Origin of the sequence: Cryobacterium sp. N22 (genome assembly GCF_002929555.1) — a bacterium.
In the GTDB taxonomy this organism is placed as follows: Bacteria; Actinomycetota; Actinomycetes; order Actinomycetales; family Microbacteriaceae; genus Cryobacterium.
In genome coordinates, this window is sequence record NZ_PJJP01000026.1 from 42,577 (window position 1) to 66,075 (window position 23,499).

General features: G+C 69.3%; 21 protein-coding genes, 1 tRNA gene and 1 pseudogene. 12 read left to right on the forward strand and 11 right to left on the reverse strand.

Annotation, left to right across the window (positions count from 1 at the left end; all coding sequences use genetic code 11):
• Nucleotides 1-131: 131 nt before the first annotated feature.
• Nucleotides 132-1,760 (forward strand): chaperonin GroEL, encoded by a 1,629-nt coding sequence (gene groL, locus CXY76_RS04485; RefSeq protein WP_104163058.1) that lies wholly within the window; start codon nucleotides 132-134, stop codon nucleotides 1,758-1,760.
• A gap of 76 nt (nucleotides 1,761-1,836) precedes the next feature.
• On the opposite strand, the gene CXY76_RS04490 is transcribed toward groL, so the two are convergent.
• The 3 genes from CXY76_RS04490 to CXY76_RS04500 form a co-directional block, all read right to left on the reverse strand.
• The gene (locus tag CXY76_RS04490) at nucleotides 1,837-2,127 is read right to left on the reverse strand and encodes a WXG100 family type VII secretion target (RefSeq protein ID WP_104163059.1); all 291 of its coding nucleotides are present in this window, start codon (nucleotides 2,125-2,127) and stop codon (nucleotides 1,837-1,839) included.
• A gap of 154 nt (nucleotides 2,128-2,281) precedes the next feature.
• Nucleotides 2,282-4,048: a cell wall metabolism sensor histidine kinase WalK gene (locus CXY76_RS04495; RefSeq protein WP_104163060.1), complete on the reverse strand. Its 1,767-nt coding sequence runs from the start codon at nucleotides 4,046-4,048 to the stop codon at nucleotides 2,282-2,284.
• A 29-nt stretch (nucleotides 4,049-4,077) separates the two neighbouring features.
• Nucleotides 4,078-4,770 (reverse strand): response regulator transcription factor, encoded by a 693-nt coding sequence (locus CXY76_RS04500; protein WP_066597326.1) that lies wholly within the window; start codon nucleotides 4,768-4,770, stop codon nucleotides 4,078-4,080.
• Between the two features lie 231 nt (nucleotides 4,771-5,001).
• Here CXY76_RS04500 and folP point away from each other — a divergent pair, with 231 nt between their 5' ends.
• Together folP and CXY76_RS04510 are read left to right on the forward strand one after the other, a co-directional pair.
• Nucleotides 5,002-5,910, forward strand: coding sequence for a dihydropteroate synthase (gene folP, locus CXY76_RS04505; RefSeq protein ID WP_104163061.1), 909 nt, complete (start codon nucleotides 5,002-5,004; stop codon nucleotides 5,908-5,910).
• Complete coding sequence (locus CXY76_RS04510; protein ID WP_104163062.1) at nucleotides 5,910-6,635, forward strand: pyrimidine reductase family protein; 726 nt, start codon at nucleotides 5,910-5,912, stop codon at nucleotides 6,633-6,635. Before folP ends, CXY76_RS04510 begins: the two co-directional genes overlap by 1 nt.
• Nucleotides 6,636-6,674: 39 nt before the next feature.
• Here CXY76_RS04510 and CXY76_RS04515 read toward each other — a convergent pair whose 3' ends face one another.
• The 3 genes from CXY76_RS04515 to CXY76_RS04525 form a co-directional block, all read right to left on the reverse strand.
• Nucleotides 6,675-8,333, reverse strand: coding sequence for a DNA repair helicase XPB (locus CXY76_RS04515; protein WP_104163063.1), 1,659 nt, complete (start codon nucleotides 8,331-8,333; stop codon nucleotides 6,675-6,677).
• 80 nt (nucleotides 8,334-8,413) lie between these two features.
• Nucleotides 8,414-10,261: a helicase-associated domain-containing protein gene (locus CXY76_RS04520; RefSeq protein ID WP_104163064.1), complete on the reverse strand. Its 1,848-nt coding sequence runs from the start codon at nucleotides 10,259-10,261 to the stop codon at nucleotides 8,414-8,416.
• A 5-nt stretch (nucleotides 10,262-10,266) separates the two neighbouring features.
• On the reverse strand, nucleotides 10,267-10,542 hold the full coding sequence (locus CXY76_RS04525; protein ID WP_146073364.1) for a hypothetical protein: 276 nt from the start codon (nucleotides 10,540-10,542) through the stop codon (nucleotides 10,267-10,269).
• A gap of 94 nt (nucleotides 10,543-10,636) precedes the next feature.
• On the opposite strand from CXY76_RS04525, the gene CXY76_RS04530 reads away from it, so the two are divergent.
• Complete coding sequence (locus tag CXY76_RS04530; RefSeq protein WP_088457027.1) at nucleotides 10,637-11,017, forward strand: cold-shock protein; 381 nt, start codon at nucleotides 10,637-10,639, stop codon at nucleotides 11,015-11,017.
• Complete coding sequence (locus CXY76_RS04535; RefSeq protein WP_233199567.1) at nucleotides 11,010-11,870, forward strand: DUF3027 domain-containing protein; 861 nt, start codon at nucleotides 11,010-11,012, stop codon at nucleotides 11,868-11,870. The genes CXY76_RS04530 and CXY76_RS04535 overlap by 8 nt, the downstream gene beginning before the upstream one ends.
• On the opposite strand, the pseudogene CXY76_RS04540 reads toward CXY76_RS04535, so the two are convergent.
• Both CXY76_RS04540 and serC read right to left on the reverse strand, forming a co-directional pair.
• Nucleotides 11,799-11,966 (reverse strand): annotated as a pseudogene (locus CXY76_RS04540) (DUF2530 domain-containing protein); the annotation flags it as partial. The gene CXY76_RS04535 and the pseudogene CXY76_RS04540 overlap by 72 nt on opposite strands.
• Before the next feature lie 6 nt (nucleotides 11,967-11,972).
• A complete protein-coding gene (gene serC, locus CXY76_RS04545; protein WP_104163067.1) occupies nucleotides 11,973-13,088 on the reverse strand; it encodes a phosphoserine transaminase in 1,116 nt (371 codons plus the stop codon).
• A 74-nt stretch (nucleotides 13,089-13,162) separates the two neighbouring features.
• Here serC and CXY76_RS04550 point away from each other — a divergent pair, with 74 nt between their 5' ends.
• The 7 genes from CXY76_RS04550 (at nucleotide 13,163) to CXY76_RS04580 (ending at nucleotide 19,626) form a co-directional block, all read left to right on the forward strand.
• Nucleotides 13,163-13,870 (forward strand): metal-dependent transcriptional regulator, encoded by a 708-nt coding sequence (locus CXY76_RS04550; protein WP_104163068.1) that lies wholly within the window; start codon nucleotides 13,163-13,165, stop codon nucleotides 13,868-13,870.
• A gap of 406 nt (nucleotides 13,871-14,276) precedes the next feature.
• Nucleotides 14,277-14,981, forward strand: a complete 705-nt coding sequence (locus CXY76_RS04555; RefSeq protein WP_146073365.1) for a C40 family peptidase — start codon at nucleotides 14,277-14,279, stop codon at nucleotides 14,979-14,981.
• 367 nt (nucleotides 14,982-15,348) lie between these two features.
• A complete protein-coding gene (locus CXY76_RS04560; RefSeq protein WP_104163070.1) occupies nucleotides 15,349-15,849 on the forward strand; it encodes an HNH endonuclease in 501 nt (166 codons plus the stop codon).
• A 148-nt stretch (nucleotides 15,850-15,997) separates the two neighbouring features.
• Nucleotides 15,998-17,170 carry a CHAP domain-containing protein gene (locus CXY76_RS04565; RefSeq protein ID WP_104163071.1) on the forward strand — a complete coding sequence of 391 codons (1,173 nt, stop codon included), beginning with the start codon at nucleotides 15,998-16,000 and terminating at the stop codon, nucleotides 17,168-17,170.
• A 142-nt stretch (nucleotides 17,171-17,312) separates the two neighbouring features.
• Nucleotides 17,313-17,384 (forward strand) — tRNA-Arg (locus tag CXY76_RS04570).
• A gap of 72 nt (nucleotides 17,385-17,456) precedes the next feature.
• Nucleotides 17,457-18,452 (forward strand): Gfo/Idh/MocA family protein, encoded by a 996-nt coding sequence (locus tag CXY76_RS04575; protein ID WP_104163072.1) that lies wholly within the window; start codon nucleotides 17,457-17,459, stop codon nucleotides 18,450-18,452.
• 901 nt (nucleotides 18,453-19,353) lie between these two features.
• The gene (locus CXY76_RS04580; protein WP_104163073.1) at nucleotides 19,354-19,626 is read left to right on the forward strand and encodes a DUF2277 domain-containing protein; all 273 of its coding nucleotides are present in this window, start codon (nucleotides 19,354-19,356) and stop codon (nucleotides 19,624-19,626) included.
• A 24-nt stretch (nucleotides 19,627-19,650) separates the two neighbouring features.
• Here CXY76_RS04580 and CXY76_RS04585 read toward each other — a convergent pair whose 3' ends face one another.
• The 3 genes from CXY76_RS04585 to CXY76_RS04595 form a co-directional block, all read right to left on the reverse strand.
• Nucleotides 19,651-20,592 carry a S1C family serine protease gene (locus tag CXY76_RS04585; RefSeq protein ID WP_233199568.1) on the reverse strand — a complete coding sequence of 314 codons (942 nt, stop codon included), beginning with the start codon at nucleotides 20,590-20,592 and terminating at the stop codon, nucleotides 19,651-19,653.
• A 117-nt stretch (nucleotides 20,593-20,709) separates the two neighbouring features.
• Nucleotides 20,710-22,533: a helicase HerA-like domain-containing protein gene (locus tag CXY76_RS04590; RefSeq protein ID WP_104163075.1), complete on the reverse strand. Its 1,824-nt coding sequence runs from the start codon at nucleotides 22,531-22,533 to the stop codon at nucleotides 20,710-20,712.
• The gene (locus CXY76_RS04595) at nucleotides 22,530-23,456 is read right to left on the reverse strand and encodes a hypothetical protein (RefSeq protein WP_104163076.1); all 927 of its coding nucleotides are present in this window, start codon (nucleotides 23,454-23,456) and stop codon (nucleotides 22,530-22,532) included. The genes CXY76_RS04590 and CXY76_RS04595 overlap by 4 nt, the downstream gene beginning before the upstream one ends.
• Nucleotides 23,457-23,499: the final 43 nt, after the last annotated feature.

Sequence of the window (23,499 nt, forward strand, 5' to 3'; positions counted from 1 at the left end):
AACCCGGGGCCGGCCCCCGCCGTTCAGTTGCACTCTCGACCCCAGAGTGCCAGAATCGGTTTAGCACTCTGCTGTTCGGAGTGCTAACCCATCATCGTTTTGGTAACGTCCGGGAGGGACGAGAAACACATATGGCAAAGATCATTGCTTTCAATGAAGAGGCCCGTCGCGGCCTTGAGCGCGGCCTCAACATCCTCGCTGACACGGTCAAGGTGACCCTCGGCCCGCGCGGACGCAACGTCGTGCTGGAGAAGAAGTGGGGCGCCCCCACGATCACCAACGACGGCGTGTCCATCGCCAAGGAGATCGAGCTCGACGACCCGTACGAGAAGATCGGTGCGGAGCTCGTCAAGGAGGTCGCCAAGAAGACCGATGACGTCGCCGGCGACGGTACCACCACCGCCACCGTCCTCGCTCAGGCCCTGGTCCGCGAAGGCCTGCGCAACGTCGCAGCCGGCGCCGACCCGATCAGCCTCAAGCGTGGCATCGAGAAGGCGACCGCTGCGGTCATCGCCGAGCTCATCGCCAGCGCCAAGGAGATCGAGACCAAGGAAGAGATCGCGGCCACGGCCTCCATCTCTGCCGGCGACGCCGAAATCGGCGCGATCATCGCCGAGGCCATCGACAAGGTCGGCAAGGAAGGTGTTGTCACCGTTGAGGAGTCGAACACCTTCGGCACCGAGCTGGAGCTCACCGAGGGCATGCGCTTCGACAAGGGCTTCCTGTCGGCGTACTTCGTCACCGACCCCGACCGTCAGGAAGCGGTCTTCGAAGACCCGTACATCCTGATCGTCAACTCCAAGGTCTCCAACATCAAGGACCTGCTGCCGATCGTCGACAAGGTCATCCAGAGTGGCAAGCAGCTGCTCATCATTGCCGAGGACGTCGACGGTGAGGCCCTGGCCACGCTCGTCGTGAACAAGATCCGCGGCATCTTCAAGTCGGTTGCCGTCAAGGCTCCCGGCTTCGGCGACCGCCGCAAGGCGCAGCTGCAGGACATCGCCATCCTCACCGGTGGCCAGGTCATCTCCGAGGAGGTCGGCCTCAAGCTCGAGAACGTCACCCTCGACCTGCTCGGTAACGCCCGCAAGGTCGTCATCACCAAGGACGAGACCACCATCGTCGAGGGTGCCGGCGACGCCGAGGCCATCGCCGGTCGCGTTCAGCAGATCCGCAACGAGATCGAGAACACCGACTCGGACTACGACCGCGAGAAGCTGCAGGAACGCCTGGCGAAGCTCGCCGGTGGCGTTGCCGTCATCAAGGCCGGCGCCGCGACGGAGGTTGAGCTCAAGGAGCGCAAGCACCGTATCGAGGACGCCGTTCGCAACGCGAAGGCAGCCGTCGAAGAGGGCATCGTCGCCGGTGGTGGCGTTGCGCTCATCCAGGCTGGCAAGACCGCATTCGAGAGCAAGGCAATCCTTGACCTCGTCGGCGACGAGGCAACCGGCGCGAACATCGTGCGTGTTGCCATCGACGCTCCGCTCAAGCAGATCGCGCTCAACGCCGGCATGGAGCCTGGCGTTGTCGCCGACAAGGTGCGCAACCTGCCCGTCGGATTCGGCCTCAACGCCGCAACCGGCGAGTACGTCGACATGATCGCTGCCGGCATCAATGACCCGGTGAAGGTCACCCGCTCCGCGCTGCTGAACGCATCGTCGATCGCGGGCCTGTTCCTCACCACCGAGGCCGTTGTCGCCGACAAGCCCGAGAAGAACTCGGCTCCGGCCGGCGACCCCTCGGGCGGCATGGACTTCTAAGTCCCGCCACTCCAGCACCACCGCACCACCTCAGGCTGGGCGTCTCCTTCGGGAGGCGCCCAGCCTTTTGCGTCGGCTACCTGTTGAACAGCCGGGCGTTGGCCTGCTCCACCTCGGCGTACTGCTGGCCGGCCTGTCCGAGCGCCTGGTTGAGCGCATCGGCGCTCTGCTCGACGTGCAGCTGGGTGCTGCGCCACGCCGCGACGGCCCCCTGGAACTGGGCCGACGCCTGCCCGGTCCAGGAGCCCTCCAGCCCGGTGAGCTGCTCGAGCAACGCCGCCACCTCGGCCTGGATGCGGGCCATGGTGGCGCGTGCCGCGCCGGTGGTGGTGATCAGTGCATCGCTGTCGACCTGGAACTGGGTCATCAAAAAGGCTCCGTCCGCTCGTGTGCGACGTCGGGGTGACGCCCACGGGCGACGCTACGACGTGCGGGATTCCGCAGGCGGCCCGCTCAGCGCACGGGGGGACAACCCGGCGCCCACCGGGCTGGGGAGGAGCGGGACGGCCGGGTGGCGCCGGTCAGGCCAGGGTGGGCGACGTGAGCGACTGTGGGGCGGCCGGTGACTCGGCCAGCGGGAACCAGACGCGGAAGGTGGCTCCGCCGCCGGGAGTCTCGACGACCTCGATCGAGCCGTTGTGGCTGGCCACGATGGAGGCCACGATCGCCAGGCCGAGGCCGCTGCCGCCGGTTTCCCTGGCGCGGGAGGTGTCGGCCCGCCAGAAACGCTGGAAGATTTTGTCGCGGATCTGCGGGGGGATGCCTTCGCCGTGGTCGATGATCGAGATCGAGGCCCGCTGGTTGCGGCGGTCGACGGAGACCTCGAGTTCCACCGGGCTGTCAGCCGGGCTGAACCGCAGGGCGTTGCCCATCAGGTTGGTGATGACCTGGCGCACCTTGTTCTCTTCGGCCATGATCACCGCGTCCAGCTCCGGCGGAGCCTCGTCGATCGCGGGCGTCTCGGCGGCGGGAGCGGCCGCATCCGTGCGCTTGGGCCGGCGGGTGCGGAGGCGGGCGAGGGTGGCGCCGGCGAACGAGATGGTGCCCGTGCCGGATTGTTCGCCCTTGGCCGCGGCGGTTTTGGCGGCCGTGGGCTTGGCCGGTGTCGGCTCGGCGGCCGCGCTCGGCGGCGGCGTCAGCGGGGCCGGGGCGACCTCGCCGGTGGAATGCGCCAGGTCGATGGACGACGCCGGGGTCTCGGCGTCGAACTCGGCGGGGTGACTCGTCAGCACCGTGACGTGCCGGCCGGGGGAGGAGGCCATGGCGTCGAGCGCGGCGTCCTGGGCCAGGGGCAGCAGGTCCACCCGGGTGAGCGCGAGCGGTTTGGTCTCATCCAACCTGGCGAGCTCGAGCAGGTCCTCGACGAGCCCACCCATCCGGATCGCTTCCTTCTCGATGCGCTCCATGGCCTGGGCCACGTCTTCGGGGGTCTGCAATGCGCCCATCCGGTAGAGCTCGGCGTAGCCGCGCACCGAGACCAGCGGGGTGCGCAGCTCGTGGCTGGCGTCGCCGACGAAGCGGCGCATCTGGTCGATCGTGCGGGCCCGGTCCTTGAAGGCCCGGTCGATGCGGCTGAGCATGGTGTTGAGGGACCGGTTGAGCCGGCCGACCTCTGTGTTGGGCGTGGCGCCGCCCAGCCGTTGGCTGAAGTCACCGTCGGCGATGGCCGCGGCCGTGCGCTCGGCCTCACGCAGCGGTGCGAAGGTCGTGGTGACGAGCAGACGGGTGAGCATGGCACCGACCAGCACCACACCCACCCCGAAGCCGAGGAAGATGCTGAGGTAGGTGTTGACGGTGTTCTGCGCCGACTGCAGCGACACGGCCATCAGCAGGGTGCCGTAGGTGCCGGTGGAGTTGATCACGAACGGCACAGCGACCGCGTGGAATTCGGTATTGCCATCCGCGTCGGAGAGCTTCTGCACGGCGCCGTTCATGGCGATCACGCTGGGCAGGTCCAGCGCCATGGTCACCGCGGGCAGGCTGGAGTGCGGCCGGTCCCGCCAGGTGCGGTCCTTCAGAACACCGTTCTGGTCGTAGAGCGCCACGAAGTAGTCGGAGTCCACCCCGGCGGCGTTGCCGTTCGCCATCGAGTTCCGGTAGTCCATCAGGGTGGTCTGCGCCTCGGTCTGCAGGCTGGAATCCACCTGTTGCACGACGTAGTTGCGCAGGATGACCATGGTGCCCACCCCGGAAACGAGCAGGCCGAGGGTGAGCATCAGCACGGTCACACCGGTGATCTTGGAGCGGAGCGAAATCCGGCTCCAACGGTCCATCAGGGCCACATGCATGGTTCCAGTCTAAGGAAGGGAAACTGGGTCTACGCCTTGGCGGCCTTGAGCATGTAGCCGAAGCCGCGCTTGGTCTGGATCAGCGGCTCGCTGGAGTGCATGTCCACCTTGCGGCGCAGGTAGGAGATATAGGACTCCACGATGCCCGCATCGCCGTTGAAGTCATACTCCCAGACGTGGTCGAGGATCTGCGCCTTGGAGAGCACCCGGTTCGGGTTGAGCATCAGGTAGCGCAGCAGCTTGAACTCGGTGGGGCTGAGCTCAATGGGCTGGTCGCCGACGAGGACCTCGTGGGTGTCCTGGTCCATGGTGAGCTCACCGGCGCGGATGACCGCGTCTTCGTCGGCGTGCATGGTTCGGCGCAGGATGGCCTTGATGCGGGCCACGATCTCGTCGAGGCTGAACGGCTTGGTGACGTAGTCGTCGCCGCCGACGGTGAGACCGGTGATCTTGTCTTCGGTGTCGTCCTTGGCCGTGAGGAAGAGAATCGGTGCGGTGTACCCGGCCGAACGCAGGCGCTTGGTGACGCCGAAGCCGTTCATGTCGGGCAGCATCACGTCGAGGATGATGAGGTCGGGCTCTTCCTCGAGCACGGCGGAAATCGCCTGGGCACCGTTTCCCACGGCGCGCACGGCGAAGCCGGCGAAGCGGAGGCTGGTGGTGAGGAGATCCCGGATGTTGGGTTCGTCGTCAACGATAAGGATGCGGGGGCCGTCAGTCATGCACCCAGTATCTGCGCGTTAGCTGGTGCTTTCCTGTGAGTCGGCGGTATGTGCGCAGGCGACCCGGTGACAGCGCTTCGGTGCGGTTCTGACGGGCGGGATGTCAGGGTGGACCTGCCCCGTCTCGCGGATAAGCGCATAGCCTTGGAAGACCTGCTCGACCCGTCACCGGGCACCGCCTGAACACACATCCGTCGCGTCGCACCGCGGCCCAGCAGCACGAGGAGTCAGATGGTCAGCTCGACCGGCGCAACCGGGGTCATCCTGCCCCGACTGGACGTGCCCCTGCGCCGCATCAACGGACGCGACTTCGACTTCGCCCGCGAGGTGGCGGTGATGGCGGTGATCAACCGCACGCCGGACTCGTTCTACGATCGCGGGGCCACCTTCGCGCTCGATTCGGCCGTGGCCGCCGCGCGCCAGGCCATCGACGACGGTGCCGACTGGGTCGACATCGGCGGGGCCAAGTTCGCCCCGGGACCGGCCGTTCCGGTCGCGGAGGAGATCGACAGGGTGGTGCCCGTCGTCGCCGCTCTGCAGGGCTCCGGCGTCGTGATCTCCGTCGACACCTTCGACCCCGACGTGGCCAGGGCCAGCATCAACGCCGGCGCGCACGTGATCAACGACACCACTGGCGTGCACGACCCCCGGATGGCCGAGGTCGTCGCGGACAGCGACGCCACCCTGGTGATCACGCACAGCCTGGCCCGGCCCCGCACGCCGTACCCGGCGCCGCAGTACGACGACGTCGTCGCCGAGGTGGCCGACTTCCTGCAGGCCAGGGTGCAACGCGCCCTCGACCACGGGATGCCGGCCGACCGGCTGGTGATCGATCCCGGGCACGACCTGAACAAGAACACCAGGCACTCCCTCGAGCTGACCCGCCGGCTGGCGGAGATCACCTCGCTCGGCCTGCCCACGCTGGTGGCGGTCTCGAACAAGGACTTCATCGGCGAGACCCTCAACCGTGACCGCGACAGCCGGGTGGAGGGCACCCTCGCCGCCGCCGTCTACTGCATCCTGCAGGGCGCCCGCATCGTGCGGGTGCACAACGTCTCGGCAGCGGTGGACGCCGTGCGAATGACCGAGGCGATTCTCGGCTGGCGCGAACCGGCCTATCTGCGCCACAACCTCTCCTGATGAACGCCGCCACCCTCGATCCCGATGACGTGCTGGCCCGCTACACGGTGCCGGACCGCACGACCCCGCACCTGCGAGTGAACTTCATCAGCAGCCTGGACGGTGCGGCCACCCACGACGGCCTGAGCGGCGGGCTCGGCGACGACGCCGACAGACTGGTGTTCGACACCCTTCGGATGCTCACCGACGTGATCCTCGTTGGTGCGGGCACCGTGCGCGCCGAGGGCTACGGCGGGATCCGGTTCACCGACGAGGCGGTGTCCTGGCGGGTCGCCCACTCGCTGCCCGAACACCCGCCGGTGGCGATCGTGTCCGGCCGGCTCGACCTGGACCCGGCACACCCGGTGTTCACCGAGGCGGCCACCCGGCCGATCGTGATCACCCACGCCCAGGCCCCCGCGGAACGGCGCGCGGAGCTCGCCGAAGTGGCCGACGTGCTGGTCTGCGGGGAGGCATCCGTCGACCACGCGCTGCTGGTGCGCACCCTCACCGCGCGGGGCTATCCGCAGATGCTCTGCGAGGGCGGCCCCAGCCTGTTCGGCTCGCTGCTGACCGCGGACGCCGTGGACGAACTCTGCCTCACCCTGGCCCCGCTGCTCGAGTCCGGCCGGGCACCGCGCATCGCCGGCGCGCCGGAGGCGGCGCCGCGCCGGATGCACCTCGCCCACGCCCTCCCCGCCGGCGACACCCTCCTCCTGCGCTACCTCCGAGCCCGCGAACTGTGAGCTAAGCCCCGAAAACTCGTGCGTTCTGGGGCTTTTCTCTCAGTTCGCGGCCACGGCGGGGCGGGTGAGGGAGTGTGCGTCGAGGATCGTGTAGGCGTAGCCCTGCTCGGCCAGGAAGCGCTGGCGGTTCTGGGCGAAGTCCTGGTCGACGGTGTCGCGGGCCACGAGGGTGTAAAAACTCGCGGTGAGGCCGGACTCCTTCGGGCGCAGCAGCCGGCCGAGGCGCTGGGCCTCCTCCTGCCGGGACCCGTACGACCCCGACACCTGGATGGCGACGGAGGCTTCGGGCAGGTCGATGGAGAAGTTGGCCACCTTCGACACCACGAGCAGGTTCTCCTCGCCCACCCTGAACGCCTGGTACAGCCGTTCGCGTTCGTCCACCGGGGTGGCCCCGGTGAGCTTGGGCGCCTGCAGGGCCTCGGCGAGCTCGTCGATCTGGTCGAGGTACTGGCCGATCACGAGGATGCGTTCGCCGGGATGCATCCCCACCAGCTCCTTCACGATGTCCAGCTTCGCGGGCGCGGTGGCGGCCATCCGGTAACGCTCGTCGTCGGGCGCGGCGGCGTACCTGAGCCGCTCGTCGTGGGGCAGGTCGATGCGCACCTCGAAGCAGGCGGCGGGGGAGATGAAGCCCTGGGCCTCGATCTCCTTCCACGGGGCGTCGAACCGCTTGGGGCCGATCAGGCTGAACACGTCGCCCTCGCGGCCGTCTTCGCGCACCAGGGTGGCGGTCAGGCCGAGCCGACGGCGGGCCTGCAACTCGGCGGTGAGCTTGAACACCGGGGCGGGCAGCAGGTGCACCTCGTCGTAGATCACCAGGCCCCAGTCCATCGCGTCGAGCAGCTCGAGGTGCGCGTACTCGCCCTTCCGCTTGGCCGTGAGGATCTGGTACGTCGCGATGGTGACGGGTTTGACCTCCTTGACCTGGCCGGAGTACTCGCCGATCTCCTCCGCCGTGAGGGTGGTGCGCTTCTGCAACTCGTCGCGCCACTGCCGCGCGGAGACGGTGTTGGTGACCAGGATCAGGGTGTTGGTCTTGGCGGTGGCCATCGCGCCGGCGCCCACGAGGGTCTTGCCGGCGCCGCAGGGCAGCACCACGACACCGGAGCCGGCCTCGAAGAAGTTCGACACGGCCTTGTGCTGGTAGTCACGCAGCGCCCAGCCGTCTTCGAGCAGCGCGATGTCGTGCGGGGTGCCCGGCGTGTAGCCGGCGAGATCCTCAGCGGGCCAGCCGAGCTTGACCAGTTCCTGCTTGAGCTGCCCACGGGCCCACGGCGCCACCAGGAACGAGTCCGGGGTGGGCTGGCCGATCAGCAGCGGGGCGATGCGCCGGGCGCCGGCCACCTCGGTCAGCACCGGGGCGTCAAGACTGCGCAGCACCAGCTGGCCCTCGGCGTCACGGTCGATGACCAGGCGGCCGTAGCGGCCTACGGTTTCTTCGAGGTCGACGGTGACGGTCTGCGGAATCGCGAACTTGGAGTATTTCTCCAGCGTGGCCAGCATGTTAGCCGCGTCGTGCCCGGCGGCACGGGCGTTCCAAAGGCCGAGCCGGGTGATGCGGTAGGTGTGGATGTGTTCCGGCGCGCGTTCCAGTTCGGCGAAGACGGCCAGGTCGTGCCGGGCATCCTCGGCCAGAGGGTGCGCGACTTCGAGCAGAACCGTGCGGTCACTTTGGACGATCAGCGGGCCATCGGACATAAGCAACAATGCTACGCCCGTGGGCTGCGGCCGTGCCCACCCGCGTCCGGGGGTGCACCCGACCGGCCCCGGCCGCCGGGTCAGGGAGCGGGGACGATGCTGACGACGCTGGAGAGCGGCAGCGTGCGTTCGATATCGGCCCGACGGTCCCGGGCGCGGAACCGGCCGCCGCCGACGCTGGCCGGTTCGAGGAGGTAGTCCACCACGGCGCCGCCGGGCATCTGCACGCTCACCAGCACCGTCTGCCGGTGCTTGATGGCGGAATCCAGTTGCCGGGCCAGCCAGGCGTGCGCGGCCTTCGCCTCGCCGCCGTCGGTGGCGCGCAGCTCCTCGACAAGCGCGACCGTGGGGTCCGGTACGACCACGCGAGTCGGGCGGACGACGGGATGCCGCCGCGGATGCACCACCTCGCCGGCCGCGTTCTCGGCGGCGACGGGGTACCGGGCGTCGGTGAGCGCCCAGAACACGGTGTCGGCGGGCTGGGGGCTGCTGAGGCGGGTGGGGGAGACCGGTGTCAGCGCGAGCGCCGTGAGCGTCTGGTCCACGGCGATGGCTCCGAGAACCGCGGCGTCCGTGGACGCGACATAACTGTGCCCGGCCGGGTTCTCGGGGTCGATGCGGCCCACCCGCACCGTCCCGTACCGGTTGGCGGCGTCACGGATGAGGTAGTCCACCGGCTGGGGGACGCCGGTGAGCGAAATCGTGGCCAGGAAGTGCAGGATGGACTCCGCGTCGTCGCCGGCGGCGAGGGCGCGGTTGACCGACGCACCGCTCAACCGGTAGCTGGACGCCAGCTCGCGGCTCTCGACATCCGCGAAGGTGCGCAGCCGGGCGTCGATCGAGGCCGACAACGGGCCGGGCGCCACGATGGAGAGGTCGTGCTGCAGGTGGACGGTACCCACCTCGGCGGGCAGCGACGCGGCGATGATGGCGATGGCGGCGTCGATGTCGCCGCGGAGCACGGCGGCGCCGGCCGGGCTGGTGGACTGGCGAGCGGTGATGCCGATCAGCTCGCCCTCATGGGCGAAGGCGGCGATGCGGTCGTCCATCCAGGTGCCGCCGGCCGGGTACAGCCAGGCCACGAACCTGTGCAGGGCATCACCCCAGGCCACGCCGGGCCGTTCGGCGACGATCTGCCTCACGTCGGCGGGCAGGGCACCGAGCCAGGATGCGGCCAGTGCGCCCCAGCGCGCCGGTGCGCTCTCGAGCAGCCAGGCCGCTCCCTCGGCGGACTCCGACCAGTAACCGGAGCCCAGGGTGACCAGGTCGGCACGGGCGGCGATGCCCACGAGTGGGGCGACGGCGTCCAGGTCGACCCGCATGGCGACGGAGAGGCGTTTGGTGTCCGGCAGGCCGAGGCCGCCTCGGCTGAGTTCGCGGGCCGGCTCCTGGCCGAGTTCGGTGAGGAGTTCGGCGATCGAGGAGACGGCGGTGACGGCCCGTTCGGCGGCCAGCCGCTCGGTGAAGCGGCTGTCGGTGGCCGAGAGCGGGGCCAGCGGGGTGGGGGCGGGCACACCGGACAGGTCGGCGGCGCTGGGCAGGCCCTCCTCCGGCCAGGCTCGCAGCCGTTCGACGACGGCGGCATACGGCCGCACGGTGTCGTCGGTGCGCACCAGGAGCATCAGCTCGTCGAGGCGATCGACGCGAGCGGAGATGTCGTCGGCGTTCAGGGTGTCGTGCCCGAGGTCGGCCAGCCGTTCGACCAGGTCACCCACCGGGGCAACGCCCAGTTCGCTGGCCACGGCCAGAACGGCGAGGGTGCTGCGGTCCAGGTGCGCGAGCGTCGACTGGATGGCTGCGGGCTCGAGGAGCGCTTCGGCGAGGTCGAAGAAGTCGTGGATGCCGTGCGGGGAGATCGACCGGAGCGTGATCGTGCGGCGCAGTGCTGCGTCGTTCAGTGCACGGAGGCGTGAGGCGAGCGTCAGCATGTGGGTTACTCCTGCTTCTGTCGAGCCTCGCGAGCACGGCGGACTCCGCTGACGATCATCAACGCGATGATCAACAGGAAGCCGAGGGGAAGACCGAACAGGGGCAGGGTGAGCACGGCGGGCCAGACGCCGTGACTGAACCCGTCGTTGTCGCCGGCCCCGGCCGCGGTGCCGAGGATCACGGCGAGGAAGGCCAGGATGGACAGCCCGACGACGCCCGCAACCATGTAGGCCAGGATCTTCTCGAGCCGGCCGGGGTCGTGTGGAGTTTGAGTGGTCACAGACCTAAGGATACGGGGCATAGTCAGCTACAACGGAATATGCTGAGGGAAGCGGCGCGCATTCTGCGCGCCTCAAAATCACAGCGAGGTTCAGATGCCCACCGGCAAAGTCAAGTTCTACGACGAGGAGAAGGGTTTTGGCTTCATCACGTCCGATGAAGGCCACGAAGTCTTCCTGCACGCGTCTGCAGTGCCCGCCGGAGTGACGGTGAAGGCCGGGATGAAGCTCGAGTTCGGCATCGCCGACGGCAAGCGGGGCGCCCAGGCGCTGTCCGTGCGCGTGATCGAGGCTCCGCCGAGCCTGGCCAAGCTGAGCCGCAAGCCTGCCGACGACATGGCCATCATCGTCGAGGACCTGGTGAAGTTGCTCGACGGCATCGGGTCGAGCCTCCGCCGCGGGCGGTACCCCGACTCCGCGCACAGCAAGAAGATCGCGGCAGTGCTGCGCAAGGTCGCCGAGGAACTGGATGCTTAATCCCTTCGATCCGACCCCGCCCAAGGCCCCGCCTGTCGCCGAGACCGACGCCCCGGTGACCGAGCCGGTCGACGAGTCCGCGGCCACCGAGTCCGCTGTCGACTCGACCACGGCCGACGCCGACGGCCGGGCGGATGCGGCTGGGGCCGCGCCCGCTGAGGATGCCGACGACGTGGCCGACGACGAGGCCGACGAAGAGGTCTTCGAGGCCGATGAGGTGCTCGTGGCCGCTGTCGACCAGGCCAGGACCGCTCTGGAACTGATCACCCCGGCCGACACGATCGGTGAACCGCTCGGCTACATCGTCGAGGGTGAGCACGTGTTGTCGCTGCTCTTCGACTGCCTGATGACCGGTTACCCGGGTTGGCGCTGGACGGTCAGCCTGTCCCGCGTCGACGGCGACTCCGCGCCGCAGGTGCTGGAAACCGAGCTCATGCCCGGCGACGATTCCCTGCTCGCCCCGGAATGGGTGCCGTGGAGCGACCGGCTCGCTGACTCCAAGGTTGCCGAGGAGCTGGCTGCCGCCGGGTTCGGCGGGTCCGACGACGACAGCGACGACGACAGCGACGACGATGATGACGACGAAGATGCCGACGACAGCGATGACGACGACGACAGCGATGATGACGACGACGACGCCGACCAGAGCGCCGAGTCCGACGACGCCGTCGACAACGGCGTCGACGTCCTCGATGGAATCGACGTGGACGAGGCGCTAATGGCGTCTGAACAGCACGAAGCCGAGTCCGCAGAGGCCCAGGCCCAGACCGATGACGGCGCACCACAGCCACCAGCCCAGGCCGGCGTCGTTCAATTCAGCTCGGAAGACGACGGCCAGCACCAGCAGCACTAGCCAGCCGGCCGAACCCGCTGCCACCGCTTTCCGCGCATTCGCGCGGGCGGGCAGCGGGTCGGGCCGTCTTTCGCTGTCTTTCAGCCAGAAACGCATGGGCGACTATCCCAGGTTGGCTACTACGTACTCGATCGACGAGACGAGCTTCCGCACATCCGCCGGGTCAATGGCCGTGAAGGTGGCGACGCGCAGCTGGTTGCGACCGAGCTTGCGGTACGGCTCGGTGTCGACGATTCCGTTGGCGCGCAGGATCTTGGCGATGGCCGCGGCGTCGATTGCGTCGTCGAAGTCGATCGTGGCGACGACCTGCGAGCGGTGGCTCGGGTCGGTCACGAACGGCGTGGCGTAGTCCACGGTCGCGGCCCAGTCGTAGAGCACCGAGGAAGACTCCGCGGTGCGCGCCGACGCCCAGGCCAACCCGCCGTTGCCGTTGATCCATTCGAGCTGGTTCTCCATCAGCAGCAGCGTCGACACGGCGGGCGTGTTGAGCGTCTGGTTGAGACGGGAGTTGTCGATGGCGTTCTTGAGGCTGAGGAACTCGGGGATGTACCGGCCGCTGGCGGCGATGCGTTCGACCCGCTCGATTGCCGCGGGGGAGAACAGGGCCAGCCAGATGCCACCGTCGGAGGCGAGGTTCTTCTGCGGAGCGAAGTAGTAGACATCCGCCTGGTCGGCCTCGAAGTCGATGCCGGCGGCGGCGCTGGTGGCGTCGATGACGGTCAGGGCGCCCGCGTCTCCGTGCACCCGGGTGACCGGGGCCATGACGCCGGTGGAGGTTTCGTTCTGCGGCCAGGCGTACACGTCGACGCCCTCGGTGGGAACGGCGGCGGCGCGCGAGCCGGGGGCGGACTTGATGACGTCGGGAGCGGTGAGGAACGGAGCGGCGGCGGCGGCGGCGAACTTACCGCCGAACTCGCCGAAGACGAGGTTCTGGGCGCGGGTTTCGATGAGCGAGAACGCGGCGGCGTCCCAGAACGCGGTCGAGCCGCCGTTGCCCATGATGAGCTCGTAGCCCTCCGGGGCGCGGAAGAGGTCGCTGAGGCCGGTGCGGACGCGCCCGACCAGGTTCTTCACCGGTGCCTGGCGGTGGGAGGTGCCCAGGATGCTCGCGCCGGCGCCGGAGAGGTAGTCCAGCTGCTCCTGACGGATCTTGGACGGGCCGCAGCCAAAACGTCCGTCGGCGGGCAGCAATTCTGTGGGGATCTGTAGGTCCGGCATAACAGGATTCTAGTTGCCCGCTTCGCACGGGTAGTGTTGTGGCGTTGCACATATGGCCGAGCGGGAGGCTGCGGATGACTGACCTTATCGACACGACCGAAATGTATCTCCGCACCATCCTCGACCTCGAGGAGGAGAACATTGTTCCCCTCCGCGCCCGCATCTCCGAGCGGTTGGGCCACTCCGGACCGACAGTGTCCCAAACCGTGGCCAGAATGGAGCGCGACGGTCTCGTCGTCGTCTCCGGCGACCGGCACCTCGAGCTGACCCTCAGCGGCCGCACCAAGGCCGTGCACGTGATGCGCAAGCACCGCCTCGCGGAACGCCTGCTCAGCGACGTCATCGGTCTCGAGTGGGAGTTCGTCCACGACGAAGCCTGCCGGTGGGAACACGTGATGAGCGAACAGGTCGAGCGCAAGATCCTCGAAATCCTCGGTCACCCCACCGAATCCCCGTACGGCAACCCGATCCCCGGCCTCGACGAGCTGGGCGACTCCCCGGCCGTGGCGTTCATGGCGGGCGTCACCAACCTGCTCGACGTCGTCGCGGCGTCCGATGCACCCGTGAGCGCCGTCATCCGCCGGCTGGGAGAGCCCGTGCAGTTCGACCCTGAGCTTCTTGCCCAGCTCAAGCAGTCCGGCGTTCTGCCGGGCAACACCGGAGTGTTCTCGGCCGTGGGCTCCTACGTTCTGGTGCAGGTTGAGGGCTTCGGCGACGGACTGGAGCTGCCCAACGAGGTCGCCGGCCATATCTTCGTGACCACGCCCGCCACCGACTCCTAGCCGGACCTGGGTTTTCAACAGAAATTCACAGCCTTGTTACCAATTCGTTAGATTTCGCCCATTTGGGGTGACAAAACGAATTCGATCACGTAGCCTCGACCTGCCCACAGATCAGAGACCGATCGTCGGGCCCGCGCAAGACGTCTCTACCCTTCCCGTCGCTTGCTGCGGAAATTCCATGCGTTCACGCGCACCTGGACGGGGCAACTCCCTAGTGTTGTCGAGGCGCCGGAGGTCCGATTTGACTCTATTAGGCAGAAGACTGTCCCGAAGCGGTCGACGTTCCACAGCGGTGGCGATACGCCCCGCTCCCGCCGACCCGATGCGCGCGACGCAATCCGAGGTGGGCCCGCGCATCGTCATGCCGCCCGGGTCACCCGTCAAGAGATCCAAACTCCGAAGCACCGTGGGTCCCGTCGTGATGATGACCCTGGCCACCGGACTCGTCGCCACCATGGCGCTACCGGCCTACGCGTTCGCCCCGGCGGACGCCGAGGGCACCTTCGTAGCCACGGATGCCACCGAACTGACCAAGGCGGGCGCCCAGGCGGTGGCCGTCGATGAGACGGCAGCGACCGTCTCGGTCGCCCAGGATGCCTTCGCAGCCACGCCGCAGGCCGAGATCGACGCCGCGGACGCCGCGGACGCCGCCGAGGCCGCGGCAGCCGCGGAAGCCGCGCGGGCGGCCGCCGCGACCTCGATGACCACCTATGCGGAGTCGTTCACCGGCCCCTCGGCGGCCGACTACCTGGCCAGCTCGGCGTACCCGAGCTTCAGTCTCTCGTCGGTGTACAGCGTCGCGCTGCAATATCAGGGCGTCCCCTACGTCTACGGCGGTGCCACTCCGGCCGGGTTCGACTGCTCGGGCTTCGTGATGTACGTGTACGCGCAGTTCGGCATCTCGCTGCCGCACTCCTCCACCGGACAGGGCGCCGCCGGCACCCGGATCGCCCTGGCGGATGCCCAACCGGGCGACCTGGTGATCATGGACGGCCACGACGGGTTCTACGCCGGCAACGGCAACATCCTGCACGCGCCCTACGAAGGAGCATCGGTGCGGGTGCAGCCGATCTGGACCAGCGACTACTTCATCGTGCGGCTGGGCATCTGAGCGGGTTCGAGCGAGCCGCCCGCGACACCGCCCGGGTAAACACTGGGTAACGCATAGCACAAATGGTGCGCCACGTTATCGTGGTGCACCATTTGTGGGTTAACCTGATCCCCTGATGTTCTGCGGGATTTTGGGAGAGCCAATGCGCAAGCTACGCACGATCCACACCATGGATGTGCGCGGACACTTCGCGCTGCGGCACAGCAGTCAAATCTGTCTGGGTGTCGTGTGCCCCGAGCACACCGAAGCCCATGGGGCGTTGTCATGATGACGACGCCCTTTTTGTTTGCCCGCATCTCCTCCCCGTCGACGCCAGACAGCAGTTCGAATGGCTGGAAGCCGTCCAGCCTTTTTCGAAAGGGAGCGCATGCGCACACTGGTCCTCAACGCGGGATATGAACCCCTCGCGGTCGTGTCGTTCAAGCGGGCACTCGTGCTCGTCATGAACCAGAAGGCAACAATCATTCAGGCGGACCAGGGTCACCCGGTCTGGGCGGCGACGGAGTCGTGGGAGCGGCCCAGCGTGATCCTGCTCACCCGTTACGTGCGCCTGCCGCGGTCGCGGGCCGTGCCGGTGAGCAGGCGCGGAGTGCTGCGGCGCGACGACCACCGCTGCTGCTACTGCGGCAAAAGTGCCAGCACGATCGATCACGTGCAGCCGCGGTCCCGCGGCGGCCGCGACACCTGGGACAACCTCGTGGCCTGCTGCCTGCGCTGCAACAACCTCAAGAGCGACCGGACGCCCGCCGAGATGGGCTGGGACCTGCGCTTTCACCCCCGGATGCCGCAGGGCACCACCTGGGTGGTCAGCGGCGTGGAACGACCGTTGCCGCAGTGGGACGAGTTCCTCGCGACGGCCGCCGCGTAGTCTCATCGATCGGCACGGATTTGTGGATGGTCACCCCTTTGTAGTGCCATTGTCACGAAAACGTAACGTTCGAGGTGACAGCGGACCCACCCATCACCTACAGTTGTGAAGTCCCCCTCCGGTAGCGGCTGTATGTAGAGGTTTATCTGTGACTCATTCCGGCCCCGCCGGCTCGCCTGAGGGCGACGGCGCGTTACCCACGCGTCGCGAGGCCCGAGCCCAGCGCGTCGCCGCTGAGGCATCCGATTCCCCCGCCATCATCGTCCCCGTTGAGTCCGTTGTCGTGCCCGCTGAGGTCGCCGTCGTTCCAACTGACACCGTCGTTGTTCCCGCTGAGGTCGCCGTCGTCCCCGTTGAGTCGGCCGCCGTTGTCACCGCCGTTCCCGTACCGCCGGTCGCGATCCTGTCGGTGTCGCCGGACCTCGCCGTCATCGTCGGCAGCACCACCACATCGGCCGTCGAACCGTCCGCGCCGAGCGCCCCCGTGGCCCCGCGTCCGGGGCGCCCGGGCCGGTACCGGCCCTTCTCGGCGGCATCCGCACCGGCCACAGCGCCCGCCGGCGCTCGCACCAGCCCGGCCAAGCGACCCGTCAAGCGCCGCAAGCAGTTCGCCAAGATGGTGACTCTCCTGGCCATCCCGGCCATCTTCCTCACCGCCGCGCTGCCCGCCTACGCCTTCAGCCCGCAGGGTGGCTCGGCCGGGATCAGCGCCAAGGCCCCCCGGGATACCCAGGACCTCACCGTGGCCGCCGCTGCCGCCGCCGTGAGCATTTCCACCGACGGCTTCACCGCGACGAGCCAGGCCGAACTCGACGAGATCGAGGCGAACATCGAAGCGGACCTCGTGCAGAAGCAGGCCGCCGAAGACGTGCGCACCTCTGCGGCCGAGTACGCCGTGGTGGGCATCCGCGCCGAGGGCGACGACTACCCCTGGCGGGACGCTGCCACGGAATCCCAGGGCGGCGGGTTCTCCCCGCTCGGCTACTACTACCGCGAGTGCGTGGACTTCGTGGCCTGGCGGCTCAACCGCGACGCCGGCGCCACCGGCCCGTTCAAGTGGACCTGGTCGACCATGACGCCCGGCGGCGGCAACGCATCCGCCTGGGCCAACGCCTGGTCGAGCAAGGGCTGGGCCAGCAGCAAGTCGCCCGTCGTGGGTGCCGTGGCCTGGTTCACCTACAACCACGTCGCCTACGTGCAGTCGGTGCCGGGAGACGGCACCGTCGTGCTCGAGGAATACAACTGGAACGGCTCCCACGCGTATCACACGCGTACCGTGCCGATCAGCGAGGTTCCGGTTTACCTCTACCCGCCGACCTAGTTTCGCGACGTGCCCTCCTGCGGACGAGTTGCCCCCGCGCACCGGAGCAACTGGTCCGCACCGGGGTAACTCGGCGAAGACGGGCACCCCGTGTGTCGCGTGGGCTCAACCGGTGCGGATAGCGGCTAAACTTTCCCGGTCAGCCTCTGTAGCTCAATGGAAGAGCAGTTCCGTCCTAAGGAAAGGGTTGGGGGTTCGAGTCCCTCCAGGGGCACCCGTACCACCGCATCAGATTCCGCTCCCTCACCGGGAAATGTTCGTCGCCGAAGGTTGATACCTTCAGGGAATGAAGACTACGCGGTGGGCGATCCTGGGACCTGGCGATATCGGCGGCTGGTTCGCGCGGGCGTTGCCCGGGTCGGCGCACGGCACACTGCACGCGGTCGGCAGCACGAACCCCGACCGGGCGGCCGCGTTCGCGGCAACACACGGGGCGCCCGTCACCGGATCCTACGAGGAGCTCCTCGCCCGGGACGACATCGACGCCGTCTACATCTCCACGGTGAACACGACCCACGCGGATCTCGCCGTGGCCGCGCTGAAGGCCGGCAAGGCGGTGCTGTGCGAGAAGCCTGTCGCGCCGAGCACGGCGGAGCTGGAGCGGGTCCTCGGCCAGGCCGCGGCCTCCGGACTGCCGTTCGTCGAGGCGTACAAACACCGGTTCGGACCGTTCGCACGGGCCCTGGATGCCGCCGTCGCCAGCCGCGAGGTGGGAACCGCGTTGCAGCTGGTGGCCTCGTTCGGCTTCGCGGCCGGGGAACGGACGGGCCGCCTGTTCGATCCGGAGCTGGCCGGCGGGGCGATCCTCGACGTGGGCGGCTACCCGGTGGCGCTCGCGGTGGGCCTCGCCGCCGCCGCCGGTGTGGACCCGACCGGCCTGCGTGTCACCGTCGCCGCGGGCCACATCGGCGACACCGGAGTCGACGAGCACGCCAGCGCCACGATCGCCGGCGCGGGCTTCTCCGCGGACGTAGAGTGCTCCATCGTCGCCGAGCTGCCCCGATCCGCGACGCTCAGCGGGAGCACCGGGATCATCGAGCTGGCCGACGTGTTCGGCAGCCGGAGCGCCTCGGCCGCGTCGTTCATCGTGCGCAAGGATGGCCGTGACCGACTCGTCGAGGTGCCGACGGTGGACCCGTTCGCCGCGGAGGCCGACGCCGTGTCGCAGGCTCTTCTGGACGGCCGAACCGAGGCGCCCGAGGTGCCGTGGGCGCACAGCCGCAGCGTGGCGCGCCTGCTCGAGCAATGGCGGGGCGCCTTGGACGCGGCGCCGCGCGGCTGAACGCATCCGGAACCGGTCCGGACCCGTTAGGCGGGTCAGGCGCCGCTATGCGGGTGGCGCGCCACCCGCATAGCGGCGCCGCGCCCGCATACCGGCTCCGTCATCGGAACTGAGTCAGCGTCAGGGCCAGATGCTCGTCCCGAACCCGGTCCAGTTCCCGGCGTGCCGCGATCGACTGGGGGGCGANGTTCCCGGCGTGCCGCGATCGACTGGGGGGCGACAGTGAGGCGTGCCCGGCGGCGACCGCGCACGGGCCGGCGGCCCCAGCGGATCAGTGCGACGCCAAGGTGCATGGCGGCGCGATCGACCAGGCCCACGCGGCGCACGGGGTGCGTCGCGGGCGAGCCAACGGGTTGGGGTGGGTGATCGTGGCTGCCCGGAACGGGCGCCAGTCGGGTATTCATGAGGATGCATTCCTTAAAGAGGACGGTTCTAAGAATCCGGGCGCTCGTGCGGAGCGTTCGGGCTCGCCGAATGAAGGGTGGCCGCGCATGGCGGCACGAGGGCGTCGCGCGGAGTGCACGCGCTCTCACGGGGTGAGTGACCCGGGCAGACGGATGCGAACGAGTGCGGATGCACACGGATGCCGTCGCCGCGCCCCGTGCGGCCGGTCGCGCGCGCTATAGCGGGTGCGATCAACCACAAACGGTGCGGATGCTGCCTGGTCGGGCTTCGAGAGCGTCACCACCGTCTGGACCGGTGGGGTTACCTACTGGCCGATCAGGCGGTGAAGACGCCGACGAAGCCGGCGGTAGTGCTGAATGCGGATGCAATTCTCTGAGTAATCACGCTGGGCTCCTTTCGTCGTAGTGGCGTAGGCATCACCGTAGTGGGCAACCCGGCCGCCGCGCAAGACTTTTTCGTACTTCCGTGGCTCGGCCCGGCTGGGTACCCTCGAAGTATGTGCCGGAACATTCATCAGCTTCACAATTTTGAACCTGCCGCCACCGACGACGAGGTGTACGCGGCGTCGCTGCAGTTCGTGCGCAAGATCAGCGGTTCCACGAAGCCGTCGAAGGCCAACGAGGAGGCCTTCAACCGTGCGGTCGCCGAAATCGCCCACATCTCGCGGCACCTGCTCGAGGACCTGGTCACGACCGCTCCGCCGAAGAACCGCGAGGTCGAGGCTGAGAAGGCCAAGGAACGCTCGGCGAGGCGGTTCGCCGCGGCCTGATCGATCGGCCGTGGCGGGCCGACGTCAGGACTCCTGGAGTTCCCGCGGAACGGTGATGGCGTCGACCAGGGCGCCGTTGCGCCAGACCGTGATCTCGATGGGCTTGTCGATCGCGTCCTCGACCATCAGCTGCTGAACGGCCGTGGCCGTGACCACGGGCTGCCCGGCGAGTTCGACCACGATGTCGCCGCGGTGCAGCCCGGCCTCCGCCGCCGGGCTGCCCGGGGAGACGGCGGCGACCTGCAGGCCGGTCGGCGAGCCGATCCGGGCCGCCAGCGCCGGCGGCAGCGGCACCTGGGCGCCGGCGATGCCCAGCCACGCGCGCCGCATCCGCCCGGTGGTCATCAGTGCGGTGATGATCGCCCGGGTGGTCGCATTGATCGGCACCGCCAGGCCCACCCCGATGCCCGCCACCGCGGTGTTGACCCCGACCATGCGCCCCACGCTGTCGGCCAGCACCCCGCCGCTGTTGCCCGGGTTGAGGGCGGCGTCGGTTTGGATCACCTCGTCGATCACCCGCCCGGACCGGGTGGGCAGCGACCGGCCGAGCGCCGAGACGATACCGGCGGTGACGCTGCCGGCCAGGCCCAGCGGGTTGCCCAGCGCCACGACCAACTGGCCGACACGCAGCTGCGCGGCATCGCCGAACTGCACCGGCGGCGGGGTGGCGCCGCGCGCGTGCAGCACGGCCAGATCGGAGAGGGTGTCGCGGCCGACCACGTCGACCCGGCTGCCGGTACCGTCGGCGAAGCCGACCTCGGCCACGCCGGCGCCGGCGACGACATGGGCGCTGGTGAGGAGGAAACCATCGTCGGTGATGACGCTCGCGCTCCCCGCACCGGCTCCCTGCGTGCTGCGCACCGCGACACTGGCCACGCTGGGCAGCACCCGTGTGGCCACGGCCATGACGGTCTTCGAATACGCGTCGAGCAGCCCGTCGTCATCCATCGCCGGGATATCGTTCATGGCACCAGAGCGTACGTCCGTCGGGTTCGCCTGTGGGCGCCGTTCGCTGCCAGCAGACGGGGACGTTCGGGCCACGGGACGACGCCTGCCGCGGAGACCACAGGTGGGCTGCGAGGGTCAGCGGCGCCGGCGGCGGGTGCCGAAGATGCCGGTGACGATGCCGGTGAGGATCGTTTTGGTGGCGGGGGAGCCCAGCACCTCCTCGAGCACCGACTTCTGCGTTTTGGTGCGGGTACGGGACCCGGTTTCGGCCTGGCGCCGGAGCCGCTCGTAGTCGGCGTCGGCCTTCTTCTGGGCCTTGGCCTGCTGCGCATCCGCGGCCGCCTGCTGTTTCGCGAGCTCGGCGGCCGCCTTGGCCTGGTCGATCGCCCGCTGTTCGGCTTCGGCGACCCTGGTGGCGGCCTCCAGCCGGGTGGCCAGCATCTCCCGGGCGGAATCCCGGTCGACCGGCTCGCCGTAGCGGGCGAGCAGCGGGGACGCGGCGATGCCGGCCTCGATCTGTGCGGCCGGGGTGGGCGCCATCGACCCCAGCGGCGCCCGCAGCCGGGTCCACGCGACCGGACTCGGTGCGCCCTTCTCGTTCATCACCGTGACGACGGCCTCGCCGATGCCGAGCCCGGTGAGCACCTCGTCGAGGTCATAGCCGGAGGTGGGGAAGGTCGACACCGTCGCCCGCAGCGCCTTGGCGTCATCCGGGGTGAACGCCCGCAGTTGGTGCTGCACCCGCGAGCCCAGCTGGGCGAGCACGTCGCCGGGCACGTCCTTCGGCGTCTGGGTGACAAAAAAGATGCCCACCCCCTTCGAGCGGATGAGCCGCACGGTCTGGGTGATCGCGGCCAGGAAGTCCTTGGACGCGTCCCGGAACAGCAGGTGCGCCTCGTCGAAGAAGAACACCAGCTTCGGTTTGTCCAGGTCGCCCACCTCAGGCAAGTCGTTGAACAGGTCGGCGAGCAGCCACATCAGGAACGTTGAATACAGGGCGGGCCGGTCCTGCACCCCGGGCACCTCGAGCAGGCTCACCAGGCCGCGGCCGTCGGCGGTGACGGAGAGGAACTCGGTGGTGTCGATCTCGGGTTCACCGAAGAAGACGTCGGCACCCTGGTCGGCGAAGGTGATGAGTTCGCGCAGGATGACGCCGACGGTGGCGCTGGAGAGCCCGCCGAGGCCGGTGAGTTCGCCCTTGCCGTCGTCGCTGATCAGGAAGCTGAGCACCGCCCGCAGGTCGGTCAGATCCAGCAGCGGCAGGCCGGCCTCATCGGCATAGTGGAAGACCAGGCCCAGGCTGGACTCCTGGGTGTCGTTGAGCCCGAGGACCTTGCTCAGCAGCAGCGGGCCGAACCCGGCGACGGTGGCCCGGATCGGGATGCCGTGGCCGATGCCGCCGAGGCAGAAGAACTCCGTGGGGGAGGCGGCGCCGGCCCAGTCCTGGCCCAGCGCGGAGGTGCGGGCGAGCAGTTTGTCGCTGGGCGTGCCGGTGCTGGCGATGCCGGAGAGGTCACCCTTGATGTCGGCGGCGAACACCGGCACCCCGTGCGCGGACAGCTGTTCGGCGAGCACCTGCAGCGTCTTGGTCTTTCCGGTTCCGGTTGCTCCGGCGACCAACCCGTGCCGGTTCGTCATGGCCAGCGGGATGCGGATCTGCACGTCGGGACGGGCCTCGCCGTTGACGAGGGCGCCGAGCTCGAGCGCCGGCCCGTCGAAGGCGTAGCCGGACCGGATCGCCTCGACCTCGGTCTCGTCGAGGGGGCTGGTGGCGGGCCCGGCGGGTTGCGCGGGCGACCCGGCCGGGGCGGCGGCTGCGGATTGTGCCTCATCCTCCGCCTGGCGCAGCCGGGTTTCGGCCTCCTCCGCGTCGGCCTGGGCGCGCAGCGCAGCGGCCCGGGCCGCCTCCGCTTTGGCCTTGAGCTGGCTAACCGCGTTGACCGCATCGCTGGGAGTCATGGCGGTATCCTAGCCGCCGTCAATCGGCTGGTGGACTGGCCGGATTTCTCGGCGGCGTCGGCGGCGTCGCGGGCGTCGCGGGCGCGGTTTCTGGCGTCGTCCGCCGCGCGGGTGGCGTGGGTGCGGGCATCGGCCAGGGCGCTGTCGTCGTCGGTGACGGCCGCGAGCGCCGCCTCGGCCGTGGCGAGTTGCTCCCGAAGCTCCGTGATCTCCGCCTCCAGGCTGGCCCGGCGAAGCTCGAGCCGGTGGGCGCGACGCTCCAGGGCATCCACTTCCACGGCGGCGGCGTCAGCATCGCGCTCCTGCCGTTCCGCTTCCGCCCTGGCCTCCTTGCGGCGGCGTACGTCGGCCAGTTGCACGGGGTCCGGCGGTGCGGGGCTGCGGGAGCCGCCGGGCGACGCGGCCCACGACGCCGTATCCGGCACGGCGACGGCGCCGTCCAGGTCGACGGGTTCGAAGCCGCCGGCCCACAACGGCTTGACCAGCAGCCCGCTGGCGACGGCGCCGGCGGCGGCGGGATCCGACGTGCCGGCCAACAGGGTCTGCTCGACCTCGCCGAGCACGGCCGGGGTGGGCGGGTTCCCGAGTCCGGCGGCTCGCGCGGCACCCGCCTGGGCGAGCGCGGTGACGGCGGCCCGGCGCTCGCCGCTGAGTCGCCGCAACGCGTCCCGGTCCAGCTGCTCCTGGGCGGTGCGCATGTGCTCGCCGAGGTCGAGGAGCGCGGTGAGATCGTCGGTCTTCTCCCGGGCGAGGAGGTTCACCACCCAGGCCGCAGGGGAGGGCTTCTTCAGCGCTGCGACCTGCTTGGAGAGAGCGGCCTCCGAAGATTTCAGCTCCTGCGCCGTGATGTTGCGCGCGGCTGTGAAGTCCTGTGGCCGGAGGCCGTACAGTTCGCGGGCGACATCCGTGAGAGTTGCGGCCATGGAACCATCCTCGCCCGCACCGGCCGCGGCCGCCAGCACCACG

Bases quoted from the DNA above. Each gene is read 5' to 3' on its own strand.
- groL (WP_104163058.1), top strand. From the start codon at position 132: ATGGCAAAGATCATTGCTTTCAATGAAGAGGCCCGTCGCGGCCTTGAG.
- CXY76_RS04490 (WP_104163059.1), bottom strand. From the start codon at position 2,127: ATGACCCAGTTCCAGGTCGACAGCGATGCACTGATCACCACCACCGGC.
- CXY76_RS04495 (WP_104163060.1), bottom strand. From the start codon at position 4,048: ATGCATGTGGCCCTGATGGACCGTTGGAGCCGGATTTCGCTCCGCTCC.
- CXY76_RS04500 (WP_066597326.1), bottom strand. From the start codon at position 4,770: ATGACTGACGGCCCCCGCATCCTTATCGTTGACGACGAACCCAACATC.
- folP (WP_104163061.1), top strand. From the start codon at position 5,002: ATGGTCAGCTCGACCGGCGCAACCGGGGTCATCCTGCCCCGACTGGAC.
- CXY76_RS04510 (WP_104163062.1), top strand. From the start codon at position 5,910: ATGAACGCCGCCACCCTCGATCCCGATGACGTGCTGGCCCGCTACACG.
- CXY76_RS04515 (WP_104163063.1), bottom strand. From the start codon at position 8,333: ATGTCCGATGGCCCGCTGATCGTCCAAAGTGACCGCACGGTTCTGCTC.
- CXY76_RS04520 (WP_104163064.1), bottom strand. From the start codon at position 10,261: ATGCTGACGCTCGCCTCACGCCTCCGTGCACTGAACGACGCAGCACTG.
- CXY76_RS04530 (WP_088457027.1), top strand. From the start codon at position 10,637: ATGCCCACCGGCAAAGTCAAGTTCTACGACGAGGAGAAGGGTTTTGGC.
- CXY76_RS04535 (WP_233199567.1), top strand. From the start codon at position 11,010: ATGCTTAATCCCTTCGATCCGACCCCGCCCAAGGCCCCGCCTGTCGCC.
- serC (WP_104163067.1), bottom strand. From the start codon at position 13,088: ATGCCGGACCTACAGATCCCCACAGAATTGCTGCCCGCCGACGGACGT.
- CXY76_RS04550 (WP_104163068.1), top strand. From the start codon at position 13,163: ATGACTGACCTTATCGACACGACCGAAATGTATCTCCGCACCATCCTC.
- CXY76_RS04560 (WP_104163070.1), top strand. From the start codon at position 15,349: ATGCGCACACTGGTCCTCAACGCGGGATATGAACCCCTCGCGGTCGTG.
- CXY76_RS04575 (WP_104163072.1), top strand. From the start codon at position 17,457: ATGAAGACTACGCGGTGGGCGATCCTGGGACCTGGCGATATCGGCGGC.
- CXY76_RS04580 (WP_104163073.1), top strand. From the start codon at position 19,354: ATGTGCCGGAACATTCATCAGCTTCACAATTTTGAACCTGCCGCCACC.
- CXY76_RS04585 (WP_233199568.1), bottom strand. From the start codon at position 20,592: ATGAACGATATCCCGGCGATGGATGACGACGGGCTGCTCGACGCGTAT.
- CXY76_RS04590 (WP_104163075.1), bottom strand. From the start codon at position 22,533: ATGACTCCCAGCGATGCGGTCAACGCGGTTAGCCAGCTCAAGGCCAAA.
- CXY76_RS04595 (WP_104163076.1), bottom strand. From the start codon at position 23,456: ATGGCCGCAACTCTCACGGATGTCGCCCGCGAACTGTACGGCCTCCGG.